This is a genomic window from Microbacterium sp. MMO-56 (genome assembly GCF_037146215.1).
Lineage (GTDB): Bacteria > Actinomycetota > Actinomycetes > Actinomycetales > Microbacteriaceae > Microbacterium.
On sequence record NZ_JBBCVW010000002.1, the window covers coordinates 1 to 16,089 of the forward strand.

At 72.8% G+C, this 16,089-nt stretch carries 11 protein-coding genes; 6 read left to right on the forward strand and 5 right to left on the reverse strand.

Going from position 1 to position 16,089, the window contains the following annotated elements; genetic code table 11:
- On the reverse strand, positions 1-2,400 hold a 2,400-nt coding region (locus tag WFI00_RS01735; RefSeq protein WP_336630842.1), incomplete at its 3' end, for a choice-of-anchor I family protein.
- A gap of 175 nt (positions 2,401-2,575) precedes the next feature.
- On the opposite strand from WFI00_RS01735, the gene WFI00_RS01740 reads away from it, so the two are divergent.
- The 3 genes from WFI00_RS01740 (at position 2,576) to WFI00_RS01750 (ending at position 6,269) form a co-directional block, all read left to right on the forward strand.
- On the forward strand, positions 2,576-3,352 hold the full coding sequence (locus tag WFI00_RS01740; protein ID WP_336630843.1) for an electron transfer flavoprotein subunit beta/FixA family protein: 777 nt from the start codon (positions 2,576-2,578) through the stop codon (positions 3,350-3,352).
- Positions 3,353-3,363: 11 nt separating this feature from the next.
- Positions 3,364-4,353 (forward strand): electron transfer flavoprotein subunit alpha/FixB family protein, encoded by a 990-nt coding sequence (locus tag WFI00_RS01745; protein ID WP_336630844.1) that lies wholly within the window; start codon positions 3,364-3,366, stop codon positions 4,351-4,353.
- A gap of 509 nt (positions 4,354-4,862) precedes the next feature.
- Positions 4,863-6,269, forward strand: coding sequence for a cytochrome b/b6 domain-containing protein (locus WFI00_RS01750; protein WP_336630845.1), 1,407 nt, complete (start codon positions 4,863-4,865; stop codon positions 6,267-6,269).
- A gap of 534 nt (positions 6,270-6,803) precedes the next feature.
- On the opposite strand, the gene WFI00_RS01755 is transcribed toward WFI00_RS01750, so the two are convergent.
- The gene (locus tag WFI00_RS01755) at positions 6,804-7,322 is read right to left on the reverse strand and encodes a GNAT family N-acetyltransferase (RefSeq protein WP_336630846.1); all 519 of its coding nucleotides are present in this window, start codon (positions 7,320-7,322) and stop codon (positions 6,804-6,806) included.
- A gap of 163 nt (positions 7,323-7,485) precedes the next feature.
- Here WFI00_RS01755 and WFI00_RS01760 point away from each other — a divergent pair, with 163 nt between their 5' ends.
- Both WFI00_RS01760 and WFI00_RS01765 read left to right on the forward strand, forming a co-directional pair.
- Entirely contained in the window at positions 7,486-8,046 is a 561-nt protein-coding gene (locus WFI00_RS01760) for an acyl-CoA thioesterase (RefSeq protein WP_336630847.1), read from the forward strand.
- 50 nt (positions 8,047-8,096) lie between these two features.
- Positions 8,097-9,530: a hypothetical protein gene (locus tag WFI00_RS01765; protein ID WP_336630848.1), complete on the forward strand. Its 1,434-nt coding sequence runs from the start codon at positions 8,097-8,099 to the stop codon at positions 9,528-9,530.
- 377 nt (positions 9,531-9,907) lie between these two features.
- Here WFI00_RS01765 and WFI00_RS01770 read toward each other — a convergent pair whose 3' ends face one another.
- Genes WFI00_RS01770 through WFI00_RS01780 form a run of 3 tightly spaced genes read right to left on the reverse strand, consistent with a single transcriptional unit; the run spans position 9,908 to position 12,210 of the window.
- Positions 9,908-10,528 carry a hypothetical protein gene (locus WFI00_RS01770; RefSeq protein ID WP_336630849.1) on the reverse strand — a complete coding sequence of 207 codons (621 nt, stop codon included), beginning with the start codon at positions 10,526-10,528 and terminating at the stop codon, positions 9,908-9,910.
- Positions 10,525-11,244, reverse strand: a complete 720-nt coding sequence (locus WFI00_RS01775) for a hypothetical protein (protein WP_336630850.1) — start codon at positions 11,242-11,244, stop codon at positions 10,525-10,527. The genes WFI00_RS01770 and WFI00_RS01775 overlap by 4 nt, the downstream gene beginning before the upstream one ends.
- Positions 11,245-11,298: 54 nt before the next feature.
- The gene (locus tag WFI00_RS01780; protein WP_336631137.1) at positions 11,299-12,210 is read right to left on the reverse strand and encodes a LysR family transcriptional regulator; all 912 of its coding nucleotides are present in this window, start codon (positions 12,208-12,210) and stop codon (positions 11,299-11,301) included.
- Positions 12,211-12,345: 135 nt separating this feature from the next.
- On the opposite strand from WFI00_RS01780, the gene WFI00_RS01785 reads away from it, so the two are divergent.
- Complete coding sequence (locus tag WFI00_RS01785; protein WP_336631138.1) at positions 12,346-16,023, forward strand: proline dehydrogenase family protein; 3,678 nt, start codon at positions 12,346-12,348, stop codon at positions 16,021-16,023.
- Positions 16,024-16,089 lie beyond the last annotated feature (66 nt).

A 16,089-nucleotide genomic window follows, 5' to 3' on the forward strand; every position in this document is an offset into this window, starting at 1 on the left:
GCCGGTCTGGACGACGGGGCGGGTGCGGTCGGTGCCGGGGATGGGTGCGGACCAGGCGTAGGTCTTGTGGGTGTGGCCGGTGAAGATGGCGTCCACGGAGGGTGCGGTGTCGGTGACGAGGGCGGCGAACGCGCCGCCGGCGGCGGTCTCCTGATCGAGGGTGGCGCCGTCGGGGGTGCCTGCTCCGGCGCCGTCGTGGTAGAGCGCGACGAGCACGTCGGCTTCGCCGTTGGCGGGGTCGCCGTCGGTGAGGTGCACGGCGACGCGGTTGACCGCCTGCACGGGGTCGCCGAAGTCGATGTCGGTGATGCCGGCGGGGGAGACGAGGGAGGGGGTCTCCTGGGTGACGGCGCCGATGATGCCGATGGTGAGGCCGTCGGCGTCGAGGAGGCGGTATTCGGGGAGGGCGGGGGTGGTGGTGCCCTTGTGGTAGACGTTGGCGCCGAGCTGGGGGTAGTCGGCGGTGTCGGTGACGCGTCCGGTGAGGTCGGCGAAGCCGCGGTCGAACTCGTGGTTGCCGACGGCGGTGGCCTGCAGGCCGAGGGTGTTGAGGACGTCGATGGTGGGCTGGTCCTTCGCGACCGACGACGCGAACAGGGACGCACCGATGTTGTCACCCGAGGACAGGAACAGGACCGGTCCGGGGGCGGCGGCGCGCTGCTCCTCGACCGTGCCCGCGACCGCGACCGTGTTCGCGTCGATCCGACCATGGAAGTCGTTGACCCCGAGCACCGTCAGCTCTGTCGTGCCGAGCTGGTCGATCGAGAAGAGGGTCGTCGTCCCCGACACCTCGTTGCCGACCGCCAGAAGCGGACGACCCGTGGGGGAGTGCTCCGCGTCGATGAACGCGAGGCCCTCGGGACCGAGGTCGCCGGCGCCCGCGAGGTTCTCATCGCCGGACTGGGAGAAGTCGCGGTTGTTGACGTAGGTCACGAACGCCGGAGCGGACGGGTCGGTGACGTCGTAGGCGGCGATTCCGCCGACGCGCTCGAAGCCGACGAAGGCGTACGTGCGCCCGCCGAGGGAGCCGACCACGACGGACTCGGGCTCGGGGCCCTTGTCGTCGCTGCGGGCCTCGAGGTCCGACGACGTGTGGTTGGCGTTGAAGTGCTCCGGCTCTGCCGCGCGGGTGATCTCCTCGAACGACGAGCCCGAGTCCCACACGAGCGCACCGTCGGTCGACCAGATCGAGAAGGATCGACCCCCGAACGCGTACAGCTCGCGGTAGCAGCCGGCGTCCGCGTCCAGACCGTCCTCGGTCGTCACATTGAGCCGGCCGAGGTCCGCGTCGTCGAGGGCGCCGGCGAGAGGGCTGTCCGCGCACACCGGCGCGAGCCCGTCCTCGCCGAGATCCTTGACGCGGGCGCCCTCCTCGTAGTCGCCCCACTCGCGGGCGTCGCCCTCGTTGGCGGTGACGAGGTAGGTCGCCCCGTCCGCCGTGTAGGAGGCGATGCCGTCGGGCATGTAGAGGCCCTTCAGCCCGTCGTAGGTGCGCAGCTCGACGACGTCGTCCTTGTCGCTCGGGTCGAGGGCGTTGCGGGCGAGACCGTGGTCCTTCGCGCCGAGCGGGTGGATCGCGGACACGGTCGCCGCAGCGAGGTCGACGGTCGCGAGGGCGTTCGCCTCCTGGAGGCTCACGTAGGCGGTGTCGCCCTGGACGGTGATGTACTCGGGCTCGAGGTTGCGGCTGACCGGCAGGTCGTCGCCGTGCGGACGCGGGCCGAACACGCGCACGCCTGCGGGACGTGCGTCGCCCTCGAACGCGTGGAAGTCGGCGGTGCGGACGTCCGACTGCGCGGGGGCGGCCACCGTCGCCGGCGCCGAGACGACGGACACGGAGCCCTCCGGGTCGGAGGAGAAGTCGTCTGCGGGCTCTCCCTCGTTCGCGACGACGACGAATCCGCCGTCCGGAGAGAAGGTGACCATGTCGGGGAGCGCCCCGACGGTCACGGTGCCCAGGACGGCGGGGCTCTGCGCGCCGGCGTCGAAGAAGACCAGGTGACCGGCATCCGTCTTCACGGGAGCCTCGAAGGCCGCGACGCCCAGCCCGTCTGCGCGGATGGCGACCGAGTTGGCGACCCCGTCGGAGGAGAGGGAGTACAGCTTCGTCATCGCCGACGGATCGGCGGCGTCGAGCACATCCACCGCGCCCGCCTGGGCGTTGACGACGAAGAGACGCCCGCCGTAGGGCTGGACGATCTCGGCCGCGGACTGATCGAAGATCCCGGTCTCGTAGCTGCCGAGCGGCGTCAGGGCGAGCGCGGCGTCGTCGGCACTGACGGTCGGCGGGGAGGGGACCACGGCGGCGGTCGCCGCCGTGGTCGGGACGACGGCGAGCGAGCCGGCGAGTGCGGCGGCGGCGAGTGTCGCGAGAGTGCGCTTTCGGACGTGCGGAGGCATGGGATTCCTTCGGATGGGCGAAACGGTGCACGATCTGGCTACCCGAGCGACCTTGCGCCGGGGTGAACGGCCTCCGGACGATGGATGACCACCGGTGCGCCCGATGAGACGCAGGGTCACTTGTGGTGATACTCCGTTTCATCTCCTAGACTGATGCTGTTCCGAAGGAGATCCCATGAGAATCGTGGTGCTGGTCAAAGAGGTCCCCGACACCTACGGTGACCGCAAGCTCGATCTCGAGACCGGTCTGGCCGATCGGGCCGCGTCGGACCGCGTGCTCGACGAGATCGGAGAGCGCGCGCTGGAAGTCGCCCTCTCCTACGCCGACGCGCACCCCGGCACCGAGGTCGCCGTCGTGTCCATGGCCGCCGAGGAAGCGGCCGCGACGGTGCGCAAGGGGCTCGCGATGGGGGCGGGATCCGCACTGCAGGTCGTCGACCCCGCGCTCTCCGGCGCCGACCTCGGGATCACCGCGGCCGTGCTCGCCGCTGCCGTCCGGCGCGTCGGATTCGACCTGGTCATCACGGGCAACGTGTCCACCGACGGATCGGGCGGGGTCATCCCCGCGATGCTGGCCGAGCATCTCGGCGTGCCGCAGGCGACCGCCCTGTCGTCCGTCGAGATCGGCGAGACGAGCGTCTCGGGCACGCGCACGACCGACGGCGGCACGGCTCGGATCTCCGCCGCCCTGCCCGCCGTGATCTCGGTCACCGAAGCCCTCCCGGACGCACGCTTCCCGAACTTCAAGGGCATCATGGCAGCGAAGAAGAAGCCCTTCGAGACGGTCTCGCTCGCAGACCTGGGCGTCGACGTCGACCCGGCCGCCGCGCCGCAGTCGATCCTCACCGCGGTGAGCGAGAAGCCCCCGCGCGGAGCGGGAGTCAAGATCGTCGACGAGGGAGACGCGGGCGAGCGGCTCGCGGCCTACCTCATCGAGAACCGGCTGGCGTGAGGGAGACGGACATGACGGATTTCGCTTCGGACTCGATCCTGGTCCTGCTGGACGTCACCCCGGAGGGCGCCCTCGCATCCTCCGCCGCCGGGCTCCTCGGCGCGGCGGCCGCGGTGGGTACCCCCGTCGCCCTCGTCGTGGCGGCGGAGGACGCGCAGGCGCCGCTGGCTGCGGCCGCCGGCGCCCTCGGCGCGACGGTCGTGCTCACCGCCGGGCTCGGCGGCGCCGACGCCGCGCTCACCGTCCCGATCGTGGACGCCCTCGCCGCGGCATCCGCCCTCGTCCGACCGGACGCCGTGCTCATCTCGCACTCCGTCGAGGGTCGCGACGTCGCCGGCCGCTTCGCCGTGCGGTCCCGTTCCGCCCTTGCGGTGGATGCCGTGGGCGTGGCGCGCGACGACGAGGGCGTCCTCGCGCAGCATTCGGTCTACGGCGGTGCATACAACGCCGTCAGCGCGCCGACGTTCGGGACTCCCCTCATCACGGTGCGCCAGGGCGCCGTGGATGCGCGGGCCGCCGCCGTCGACGCCCCGGTCGTCGTGCCCCTCACCGTGACACCGTCGGGTGCTCCCGCCGCCGAGATCGCGGGGTTCACCGCCGAGGCGACCGTCTCGTCGCGGCCCGAGCTGCGCGGCGCGGCGAAGGTCGTCTCCGGGGGGCGGGGCCTCGGCTCCGCCGACAAGTTCGTCCTCGTCGAGCAGCTCGCGGACGCCCTCGGGGCAGCCGTCGGAGCATCCCGCGCCGCGGTCGACGCGGGGTACATCGCCTCGTCGCACCAGGTCGGGCAGACCGGTGTCTCGGTCGCGCCGCAACTGTATGTCGCGCTCGGCATCTCCGGCGCGATCCAGCACAAGGCCGGCATGCAGACCGCGAAAACGATCGTCGCGATCAATAAGGACGGCGATGCGCCGATCTTCGACATCGCCGACTACGGCATCGTGGGCGACGTGTTCCAGGTCGTCCCCCAGCTGATCGCCGCGCTCGAGGCGAAGAAGGCCTGATGGCGACGCCGGGTTCGGGGTCGCCGCTGCGCCGGGGGCTTCCCCGCGTGCGGGGCGGCGAGCCGTGGCCGCCGGCCGCGGTCGCGGGTCTCGCGGGTCTCGAGGGCCTCGAGGGCGATCCTGGGCTGGCGTCTGCGTCGGGTGCGGCGGGTTCGGGGTCGGGTGTTGCGGCGGGTGTTGCGGGTTCGGGGTCGCTTCGTGCCGGTGGGGCTGCTCCGGACGCGGGTTCCCTGACTTCGGGGTCGCGTCCGGCGGGTTCGGGGTCGCTTCCTGCCGGTTCGGGGTCGGGTGCTGCGGGTTCGGGGTCGGTTGCTGCGGGTTCGGGGTCGCATGTGATCGGTGTGGACAGCCCTGAGCGACCAGAGGCGACCCCGAACGTGCGGGCCGAATCCCGCGAGGTCGGGGGAGTCCTTCGGCGAGGGCTGCCGCGAGTGGCCGGGGGAGAGCCCTGGCCGCCTGCGACCATCGCTGCCCCCCAGGGTGCGGTTCAGACCGCGGGGCTTGAGGGCGTGGCCGAGACCGTCGGGATCGAGCCCGCGGCTGGACCGACGCCGACGGCGGTCGATGTCGTCACCCGCACGGCGACGCCGGCCGGTGACGATCTTCCGGACGGGGATGCCTCGACGCCCGACTCGCGCGGCGCGGATGTCGATGCCCCGGCTCAGGGAGCCTCCGTCCCGCTGCGACGGGGGCTGCCGCGCGCCTCGGGGGCGGAGCCGTGGCCGCCGGCCGGCTCGGCGGCATCCGTTCCCGCATCCGTATCGGACGTCATCGCGCCCGCTGCCGATGCGCCGGGAATCACGTCCATGCCCCCCGCGGCATACGCCTCCGCGAACGCGGCGCCGCCCCAGGCGCCCGTGTCTCCCGGGGACCTGCCGGCTCGCGTCGACGCAGAGGTCCCCCTCGCCGAGCGGGCACCTCTGACCGTGCCGCGGAGTGTGTGGCCCGGCCGCGCGGCGAACCGGCGTCCCGTGCCAGTGGCAGAGCCCGTCCGCCTCGGACCGTTCACGAAGCTGCAGTGGGCGGGCGCGCTCGTCGTCGGAGGCCTCGCGCTCCTCATCCTCGCAGGCATGGCCGTCGCCCTGGTGAGGTTCCTGCTGAGCCTCGATGCGCTGCGCGATTTCGTCGCCACCTATCCCGGGGAGTACCACCTGCCCGAGGGGGCGCCCGTGGGCATCCCCGCATGGCTCGGCTGGCAGCACTTCTTCAACGCGTTCCTCATGGTGCTGATCATCCGCACGGGTCTCACCGTGCGCAGGGAGAAGCGCCCCGCCGTGTTCTGGACCCCGCGCCGCAACAAGAAGGGCAAGACGAGCCTCACGATCTGGTTCCACCAGGCCCTCGACCTGCTGTGGATCGTCAACGGCGCGGTCTTCGTCGTCCTCCTCTTCGTCACCGGTCAGTGGATGCGGATCGTGCCGACGAGCTGGGAGGTGTTCCCCAACGCGGTCAGCGCGGTGCTCCAGTACATCTCGCTGGACTGGCCGACCGAGAACGGATGGGTGAACTACAACTCGCTGCAACAGCTCGCCTACTTCTCGACGGTCTTCATCGCCGCACCGCTCGCGATCGCCTCGGGATTTCGCATGAGCGGCCTGTGGCCCAAGAAGAACGCGAAGCTCAGCGCCGCGTATCCGATCGAATGGGCGCGCAAGATCCACTTCCCGACGATGCTCTTCTTCGTGGTCTTCATCGCGATCCACGTGTTCCTGGTGCTGGCGACCGGCGCCCTGCGCAACCTCAACCACATGTACGCCGCGCAGGGCTCGACCGACCCCACCGCGTATGCCGACAACTGGACGGGCTTCTGGTTCTTCGTGCTCTCCCTGGCCGTGATCGCGGGAGCCTGGGTCGCCGCCCGTCCGATGGTGATCGCGCCCGTCGCGCGCCTGTTCGGCACGGTCTCCTCCCGCTGAGCGCCCCCTCGCCGGCTCCCCCTCGCCGTCGTCGCCCTTTCCCCGTTCGCCCCTTCTCGCCCTTCTCGCCCTTCTCGCCCTTCTCGCCCCTTCTCGCCGCGCGTCCCGCCGCCGAGTGTCCACGACGCGCGGTGGCGTGGGGGTCGGATGCCGCATGTCGTGGACACTCGGCGAGGATGCGGGATGCGGCGGCTCGGGACGGATGTGGGGCGGCGCCGGGGCTCGGGACGGATGCGGGGCGGCGCTGGGGCTCGGGACGGATGTGGGGCGGCGCCGGGGCTCGGGACGGATGCGGGGCGGCGCTGGGGCTCGGGACGGATGCGGGGTGCGCGAGCAAGGGTCGAGACCCTGCCCTCGCACACCTCTGCGCACGATCGGGTGGCGAGTGTCCACGACGCGCGGTGGCGTCGGGGTGGGATGCCGCGTGTTGTGGACACTCGGCGAAGTCGAGGGCGAGCCGAGCGCGGGGGCGAGACGCGCGGGGGCGAGGCGCGCGGGGGCGCGACGCGCGGGGGCGAGGCGCGCGGGGGCGGGTCAGCGCACGAAGCGGACCTCGGTGAGGGTCTCACCGAGGAAGGGCTCCGTGTGGGTCGCGCCGTCGAGCGCGAAGCCGTTGCGGGTGTAGAAGCGGTGCGCGCGCGGGTTGTCCTCGGCGACCCACAGGTACGCGGGCTCCTCCGTGTCGATCGCGGCGTCGAGCAGCTGCTGGCCGATGCCGGTGCCGTGGAAGCGGTCGAGCAGGTAGATGAAGTACAGCTCGCGGTGACGCGGGGCATCGCGGTCGCGGGCGGGGCCCGAGCCGACGAAGCCGATGATCTCGCCGCCGACGAGGGCGGCGGACATCCGGAACTCCGGCCCCTGCGCGGCCCAGTGGGTCCACAGCTCCGCGAGCCGGCGCGGCGACACGTTCTCGAGGGCCGCCTTGCTGATGAGGTGGTCGTAGGTCTGGTGCCAGCACGCCGCGTGCACGCGGCCCAGGGCCTCGGCATCCGCATCGCGGACGGGACGGACGACGGTGTCGGTCGGAGCTGCGGTGTCGGAAGAGGCTTCCATGGGGCGACTCTACGTCCGGCCCCGGCAAACACGAAATCGGCGGCGCACGGCTCCGCGGCGGGCATCCGATCGGTGCGACGCTCTCCGAGACAGGGGCGTCCGAGTTGGCGGATGCCTACAACCGATGTGCGGATCCGATCGGGGATACCGATAGCATCCCCGGGTGAATGTCTGGTGGCGAACCCTGCTGACGATCTGGCGCGCGCGGGTGCTGCTGCGTCGCCGCGGTCCTCTCCCGCCGCGCACGGTGGGACGGATCCGACTGCGCACGCTGCCGACCGACATCGACCTGCTGATGCACATGAACAACGGTCGCTACGCGTCGCTGTTCGATCTGGGTCGCTTCGACCTGCTCATCCGCACGGGGCTCTGGGATGCGATGAACGCGCACGACTGGTACGCGGTGGTCGCGAGCGAGACGGTCTCGTTCCGCAAGTCGCTGCAGCTGTGGCAGCGCTTCACGGTGGAGTCGCGCCTGTACGGGCACGACGACAAGGCGGTGTACCAGATCCACCGCGCCGTGGTGGACGGGGAGGTCTACGCCGAGGCAATCGTGCGGGCCCGCTTCCTGCGCAAGAGCGGCGGGGTCGTGAACACCGATGAGCTGTTCGCCGCGCTGGGCCGCCCCGACGACCTCCCTCCGCTGCCGGAGTGGATCGCCGATTGGGCGGCGGGCGCCGCTCTGCCCTCGACGAAGGCCCCCGCGCCGAGCGAGTGGGACTGACCGCCGGCCGCGCGCTCGCGCCCGCACCGGGCACCCGTTAGCCTCGACGCGTGCCCTCCGTCCTCGTCCGAGCCGTCCGACTGTGGCTGGCCCACTGGCCGGCGCTGCTGGCGTGGATGCTCGGGGGGACGCTCGTCCACTTCCTCGTGCTCAAGCTCGCCGCGTGGGTGGGTGCGCGCTCCGCCGTCGGCGGGATCCTGCTGCTGCCGGTCGCGGCGCTCGCGCTCCTCGTCGCGTACGTGGCGATGTTCCTTGTCCTGCGTGGGAGCATGCCCGGCCTGCGATCGGTCGCCTCCGTCCCGGCGGATGCCGGCGACCGGCGCACGGCCTTCCTCGACGGCGTGCTGGGCGGCATCCTGCCCTTCGTCGCGTTCTACGCGGCGTGGGGGTTCATCCGCGAGGACGTCATCTCCTACACGAACGACGCGTTCGAGTGGCAGCTCGCCTGGGGTCTGCGCGCCGCGGTGGAGGGTCTCGACTACGACACGGCGGGCACGATCTCCGACCTCGGATTCACCCCGCTGACGATCGGGCTGCTCGTGATCGCGTTCGCCGGGCGCTGGGCCTACAAGCGCTTCGGGTCGCGGCTGCCGCGTCGTGCCGGGGCCGCTCGGCTCGCCGGCATCGTCGCGGTCTATCTCGAGGCGCTGTGGGTCTACCTCGCCGCCTACCTCGTGACCGACCTCGTCGCCCTCGTCGCCGGATGGGTGCAGACGCGGCAGGGTCTGGTGTGGCTCGCGGATCTGCGCGGAGGCATGACGGGCTGGCTCGCGCCGCTGGGGCTCGTGTGGGACGTCGTCGGGCTCGTCCTGTCGGAGGCGGGCGGCATCGTCCTGCTGCCGATCGCGTGGCTCACGATCGCCGGGGTCATCTACGGGCAGGCGGTCAAGGCGGCGGCGCCGCGACTGAGCGGGGGCCGGGCCGTCGAGCGGCTCTCCCGCGTCCGGCGCACGTACCATGTGCTGCCCGCGCGGGCCCGGCGCCGGATCGGGGACTACTGGGAGAGCCTCGTCGTGGGCCGCTTCCGGCCGATCGGTGCCGCGATCGTGCTCATGTGGAGGGCGGGCCCGCTGCTCATCGCCGGGTACGTCCTCCTCTTCACGCTCGTGGAGTTCGGCGAGCAGTGGCTGCTCGTGGGCGCCTCGCGCGCGCTCGGTCCGCACGAGTGGTCGTTCTGGGTGCCGGTGTCGCTCGCGCTCGTCTCGCTCGCGGCGGTGCTCGTCGAGCCCGTGCGCATCAGCGTCATCGCCGCGACCTACGACGCGACGGTCGCGCGGCTCGTGCGCTCGGAGCAGGACGACGAGAGTGCGGAACCCGCAGTCGGCCCGGCGACGGATGCCTCAGCGGACGACGTCGAAGCGGTAGACCGAGCGGACCTCGTCCTCGCGCAGCGAGATGGGGACCGTCACGGTGAGACGGTCGAGTCCGCCGGCTCCAGCGGCGGGCAGCAGGATGAGGGTGGCGAGGTCGAAGGGCTCCGGTGAGTCCGGCGAGCAGGAGCCGAGCTCGTCCGCACCGCTCGGCGCCTCCAGCCCGAAGGACGTCGCCCACTCCCGTCCGGTCGCGGGGTCGACCAGGCCCGGACGGTCGCAGAGGACGTCGTCGCGCCCCGGCGTGACCGAGACGCGCACCATCACGGGATCGCTCCCGGCGGGCGCCCCCACCTCGGCCGGGTCCACCGCTTCGATCGTCGGCGGTGCGAAGGTCCAGTCGCCCACACGGATGCTCTCCCCGGGCGCGACGGTGTGCTGCGCGGACCGCGCGAGGCCGCCCTCGATCTGATCGAAGGCCCACACGCCGGTCGGCACGAGGATGACGAGCGCGATCAGCGCGACGGCGTTGCGGCGCCACCACCGGCGGGTCATGATGAGGCTCCGTCCGGGTCATCCGTCCAGGTCGTCGTCCCGAGGTCGATCAGGTCCTGGTGCGCGACGGCGGTGAGATCGACCGGGATCTCCACGACCGTGCCGCCCTGCTGGTTCTGCTGAGGCGACCGGCCGGCGAGCGGACGGCCGAGCGCGAGCTGCAGCACCGCGCCGGCGGCGGCCGGGTCGTCGGTGATGTCTTCGGGCAGCTCGAACACGAGGGTGCCCGTCTGCGGGATGCCCGCGTGCAGGCCCCAGCCGCCGAGGGACGCATCCGCGTCGTAGTCCGCGACCCGCTCGCTCGCCAGGAACGTCCGATCCCCGACGAGGAGGTATGCCAGACCCAGGGCGGCGGGCTCGCGGCGTACGATCCAGGCGTCGAGGTCCACGACGAGCCACCGGCCGTCGGCCGACCACCCGCCGGTCGCCACCCGATCGGCGAGACGCGCACCGTGCACCGTCACCCCGAGGTTGTCGGCCTCGACGGTCTGTCCCCACGTCGCGCGGACGGGGAAGGGGTCGAGCATCCGCTGCTCGCCGTCGGGGGTCGCCCCCGCGATCCACCACGCCGCGACGATCATCGACACGGCGACGACCCAGGCGGCGGCCGCCCTCACGATCCCACCCCCGCGCCGACGTCCTTCAGCGGAACGGTCACCTCGGCGGCGGGGGCGTAGTCGCCCCAGTCCTCGCCCACGTAGAGCATCTGGCCGACGACCAGGGCGCCGTCCTCGAGGACGATCGTCACGTCCGAGGCGTCGGCGTAGCGGTCGGGATCGACCGCCCACGTGAACGCGAGGAGAGCGGGAACGCCCGGTTGGAGCCACAGCGGCGACGTCTGGTCGTCCTCTCGGACGACGCCCTGGGCGGGTCGCGGATCACCCTTCAGCCGCACCGACTGGGCGAAGCCCGGCTGCGAGCTCGACGACAGCGGGCGGTCCCAGCGGTTCTCCAGTCGCACGAGCACGACCAGGAGCCGCTCACCGGCGTCCCTGTCGGGAGTGACGCCGGACCCGGGGAGGCGGTCGATGAGGGCGGCCCGCTCGACCGTGACGTCGAGTTGCGCGCTGGTGTGCGTCTGCCCCGCGGTGAGCTGCGCGAGCGGCGCCTCCTCGGAGGCGACCGCATTCAGTCCGCCGAACGCGGCGGTCGCGACCAGGAACGCGCCGGTGCCGATCGCGGCGAACCAGGTCGTCGGCACGCGGTCGGTGGCCTTGCGTAGACGGGCGAACCGGTCAGGCCGCGGCACGGGCCCGGTGCCCGACCCGCCCGGAGCGCCCGGCGCGACCGGCGCGGACGGAGCCGGTCGGTCGGCGGCGGGCGGGGTCGTCACCCGATCAGGGTATAAGCCCGGGCGCGGACGCGCCGCCTCCGTCACTCGGGCATGTCAGCGCGGATCGCGCGAGCGGGGGGACGAAGAGCGGTCGGCGAAGGCGTCCGCGATCGCCTCGCGGACGAGACGGATGCCCGGGCGGGAGGCTCCCGAGCGGCGGGACGCGGCGAAGATCTCCCGCACGGGCGTGCCGGGGAGTGCGCGCAGCGTCAAGGGCGGCCGCTCGTCGCCCCACAGCAGATCGGGGAGCATCGCGGTCGCGTGGCCCGCCGTGACGAGCGCCACGTGCGCCCCGAGATCGGCGAGCTCGTAGCGGACGTCGGGCTCGAACCCGGCGGCGCGGCACTGCTGCACGGCCCACTCGCGCGCGGCCGTGCCGCGCGGTTCGAACACCCAGGGGCGGTCGGCGAGCTCTTCGAGGGGGAGCGCCGGCCCGCCCGGCGGCGATGCCAGGCGGATCGGGTCGTGCCCGAGCGCCGTGCGGTCGAGGTTCGGGCGGTGCGCGCGGGTGAGTCCCGGGTACTGCTCCGCGACGGCGAGATCGAACCCGCGCGCGGACAGCTCGAACAATCCCTCCTCCGGTGGGACCTCGGCGATCTCGACGCGCAGATCGGGCGCTCGCCCGGCGAGCAGGGTCAGCGCCGCGGGGACGATGGCGCGCGCGGCGCTCTGCAGCACGGCGATGCGCACCGGTGCGATGCCGGGTCGGAGCTCCTCCAGTGCTGCCCGGATGTCCTCGTCCGCATCGAGAGCGCGCGCCGCGTGCGCGGCGAGGGCCGCGCCGTGGGCGGTGAGGCGGACGCGCCGCCCGTCCGGCACCAGGAGCGGGACGCCCGCCTCGCGCTCGAGCTGGGCGAGCTGCTGGGAGATGGTGGACGGGCTGTACGACAGCGCCTCCGCCACCGCGGCGAGCGTGCCGCGCAGGGACAGCTCGTGGAGGAGCCGCAGGCGGCGCAGTTCGAACATGGCGACCCCCGGCGCACTCATCGGAAACATCGAACAGTATCGATCACGGATGATCGCTTTTGTCGAATCTTAGGTGTCCCGCATCCTGTTGCGGTGACGACAGTGCAGTCTGGACCTGTGACCGAGGAGACCGCGATGCCCGAGCCCCACCCCGCCGTGCCCGCCGCCGACGCGGTCGCCCTCGCCGAGCGCTGGATCGCCGAAGCCGCCGAGGTGGAGGCCGACCCGGCCGCCGCGCGTCTCGCGGGCGTGCTGAAGGACCCGAACGGGCTGCCGTTCACGATCGGATTCGTCGACGGCGTGATGCGCCCCGAGTCGCTCGCGGCGGCGGCATCCAACCTGCAGCGAGTGGCGCCGCTCGTGCCGGACTTCCTCCCGTGGTACCTGCGCGCCGCGGTGCGCACCGGGGGCGCCGTCGCGCCCGTCCTGCCCGCACCGGTGGTCCCCATCGCCCGCCGCGTCTTGCGCGAGATGGTCGGTCATCTCGTCGTCGATGCGCGCCCCGACAAGCTCGGCCCGGCCCTCGCGGCCCTCCGATCCTCGGGCGCCCGACTCAACCTCAATCTCCTGGGCGAGGCGGTGCTCGGCGAGGAGGAGGCCCGGCGCCGCCTCGAGGGCATCCACGACCTCATCCGCCGCGACGACGTCGACTACGTCTCGGTCAAGGTGTCCGCGATCGCGTCGCACATCTCGATGTGGGCGTTCGACGAGACGGTCGACCTCGTGGTGGAGCGCCTGCTGCCGCTGTATCTCACCGCGGCGGACACGGGCACGTTCGTCAACCTCGACATGGAGGAGTATCGCGACCTCGACCTCACGATCGCGGTGTTCACCCGTCTCCTCGAGGATCCGCGACTGGTCGGCCTCGAGGCGGGCATCGTCCTCCAGGCCTACCTCCCCGACGCGCTGCCGGCGCTGCGCGAGCTGACGGCGTGGGCGCTCGCCCGCGTCGACGCGGGCGGCGCGCGGATCAAGGTCCGGCTGGTGAAGGGCGCGAACCTCGCGATGGAGCGCGTCGACGCCGTCATGCACGGGTGGGAGTGCGTGACGCACGCCTCGAAGCTTGACACGGATGCCTCCTACCTGCGCTGTCTCGACGAGGCGCTGCGCCCCGAGCGCACCCGCGGCGTCCGCATCGGGGTGGCCGGTCACAACCTGTTCGACATCGCGTACGCGTGGCTGCTCGCGGGACGGCGCGGTGTGCGCGACGACGTCGAGGTCGAGATGCTCCTCGGGATGGCGCAGGGGCAGGTGGCTGCCGTGACCTGCGAGGTCGGCCGCGTCCTGCTGTACACCCCGGTCGTGCGCCCCGACGAGTTCGACGTCGCGATCAGCTACCTCGTGCGCCGCCTGGAGGAGAACGCGTCCAGCGAGAACTTCCTGTCCGCCGCGTTCGACCTGTCCACCGACCCCGGTCTGCTGGCGCGCGAGCGGGACCGTTTCGTGTCCTCCCTGGAGCGCTCCCTCGACCCGGGCCTGCCCGCGGTTCCGAACCGACGCCAGGACCGCGCCGCCGAGATCGGCGACGTCTCCTCCGATGCGCCGGACGCGCGGGTCGACGCCGGTGCGCCGGTGGTCCAGGATCGTCACGAGGACGACCTCACGGGCGTCGTCCTCGCGATCTCCCGCGAGGATCGAGGAGCGCGCGCCGACGTGTTCGGCGGGCAGGAGTTCGTCGACACGGCCGTCTTCACCGGTCGGGAGCAGCTCGCGGGTCCGGCCGCCGATGCCGGCGCCGCCGGCTTCCGCAACGCGCCCGACTCCGACCCGGCTCTTCCCGCGGTCCGTGCGTGGGCGGCGGAGGTGGTGGGCCGCATCGAGACGTCCACCGCGGGCGCCGCGACGATCGAGGCGGCGCGCATCGGCGACGAGGAGGGCATCGAGGCCGTCGTCCAGCGGGTGCGCGCGGCGGCCGAGGGCTGGGGCGCGACGCCCGCCGCCGAGCGCGCGACGGTCCTCGAGGCGGCGGCGCGCACGCTCGAGGCCCGCCGCGCCGAGCTCATCGAGGTCGCCGCATCCGAGACCGGCAAGGTCTTCGCCGAGGCCGATGTGGAGGTCAGCGAGGCCGTCGACTTCGCGCGCTACTACGCCGCCACAGCCAAGGAGCTCGATCGGGTCGCGGGGGCCGTGTTCGTCCCGTCGCGACTCACCGTGGTCGCTCCGCCGTGGAACTTCCCCGTCGCCATCCCCGCCGGCGGGGTGCTGGCGGCGCTCGCCGCGGGGTCGGGCGTCGTCCTGAAGCCCGCCCCGCAGGCGCGCCGCTGCGCCGCGGTCATCGCCGAGGCGCTGTGGGACGCCGGCGTCTCCCGCGACGTGCTCGCCCTCGTCGACATCGACGAGGGCGACCTCGGTCGCGAGCTCATCGCCCACCCCGCCGTCGACCGGGTGATCCTCACCGGATCGTGGGAGACGGCGGCGCTGTTCCGGTCGTGGCGCCCGGATCTGCCACTGCTCGCCGAGACGAGCGGCAAGAACGCCATGATCGTCATGCCGTCGGCCGATCTCGACCTCGCGGTGTCCGACCTCGTCAAGAGCGCGTTCGGCCATGCCGGGCAGAAGTGTTCGGCGGCCTCGCTCGCGATCCTCGTCGGGCCCGTCGCGCGTTCCGAGCGATTCGTCCGTCAGCTCGTCGACGCGACCTCCTCGCTCCGGGTGGGCGCCCCCACCGACCCGCTCAGCGAGGTCGGCCCGCTCATCGAACCGCCCCGCGGCAAGCTCGCGTGGGCTCTGACGGAGCTCGAGGAGGGCGAACGGTGGCTCGTCGAGCCCCGCCCGGTCGACGATGCGTCGGGGGAGCACGGCGGGCGGCTCTGGCGCCCCGGCATCCGCGTCGGGGTCCGCCCGGGGTCCCGCACGCACCTGGAGGAGTTCTTCGGGCCGATGCTGGGCGTCATGCACGCGAGCTCTCTCGCGGAGGCCGTCGAGCTGCAGAACGCCGTCGCCTACGGCCTCACCGCCGGTCTGTGCACGCAGAACCCGGAGGACCTCGCGCACTGGCTCGACACCGTGCAGGCCGGCAACCTGTACGTCAACCGCGGGATCACCGGCGCGATCGTGCAGCGACAGCCGTTCGGCGGCTGGAAGCGCTCGTCCGTGGGGCCGGGCACGAAGGCCGGCGGGCCCCACTATCTGATGGGCCTCGGATCCTGGCGGCCGAGCGCGGGCGGCACGCCCTCCTCGACCCTGCACCTGCGCGGGCTCGACTCGCGCATCACCACCCTGATCGAGGCCGCGCAGCCGTCGCTCGATTACACGGCCTTCGAGTGGCTGCGTCGCGGCGCGCTCTCGGACGCGGTGGCATGGGACCGCGAGTTCGGCCGCGTGCGCGACGTGTCGCGGTTGGGCGTCGAGCGGAACCTGTTCCGCTACCGTCCGGTCGAGGTGTCCGTGCGCGCCACGGGCGACGCCGCATGGCAGGCCGTCCTGCGCGTCGCCGTCGCCGGTGTGCGCGCGGGCGGCGCCTTCCACCTCAGTGCGCCGGTGGGCCTTCCCGCCGCGGTGCGGCACGCGCTCGCCGAGAGGGACGTGCCGGTGTCGGTCGAGTCCGACGACGAATGGATCGCGCGCGTGCGGGCCCGCGTGGAGGCGGAGGGCGGCGCGCGGGTGCGACTCGTCGGCGCGGAGTCGTCCCTCGCCACGCTCCGGGGCGCGCTCGCGGCGGCGACGGGCGGGGATCCGGACGTCGCCGTCTACGCCGATCCGGTCACGACGGCGGGGCGGATCGAGCTGCTCCCGTTCCTCCGCGAGCAGGCGATCGCCGTGACGGCACATCGCTTCGGAAACCCGGATCCGTGGAGCGACGCGATCATCTGACCCGGACCAGAAGAAAGAAGTTATCTTTCTGGTTTCTGAAGGTCGGCCGGGTCACCATAGCAATGG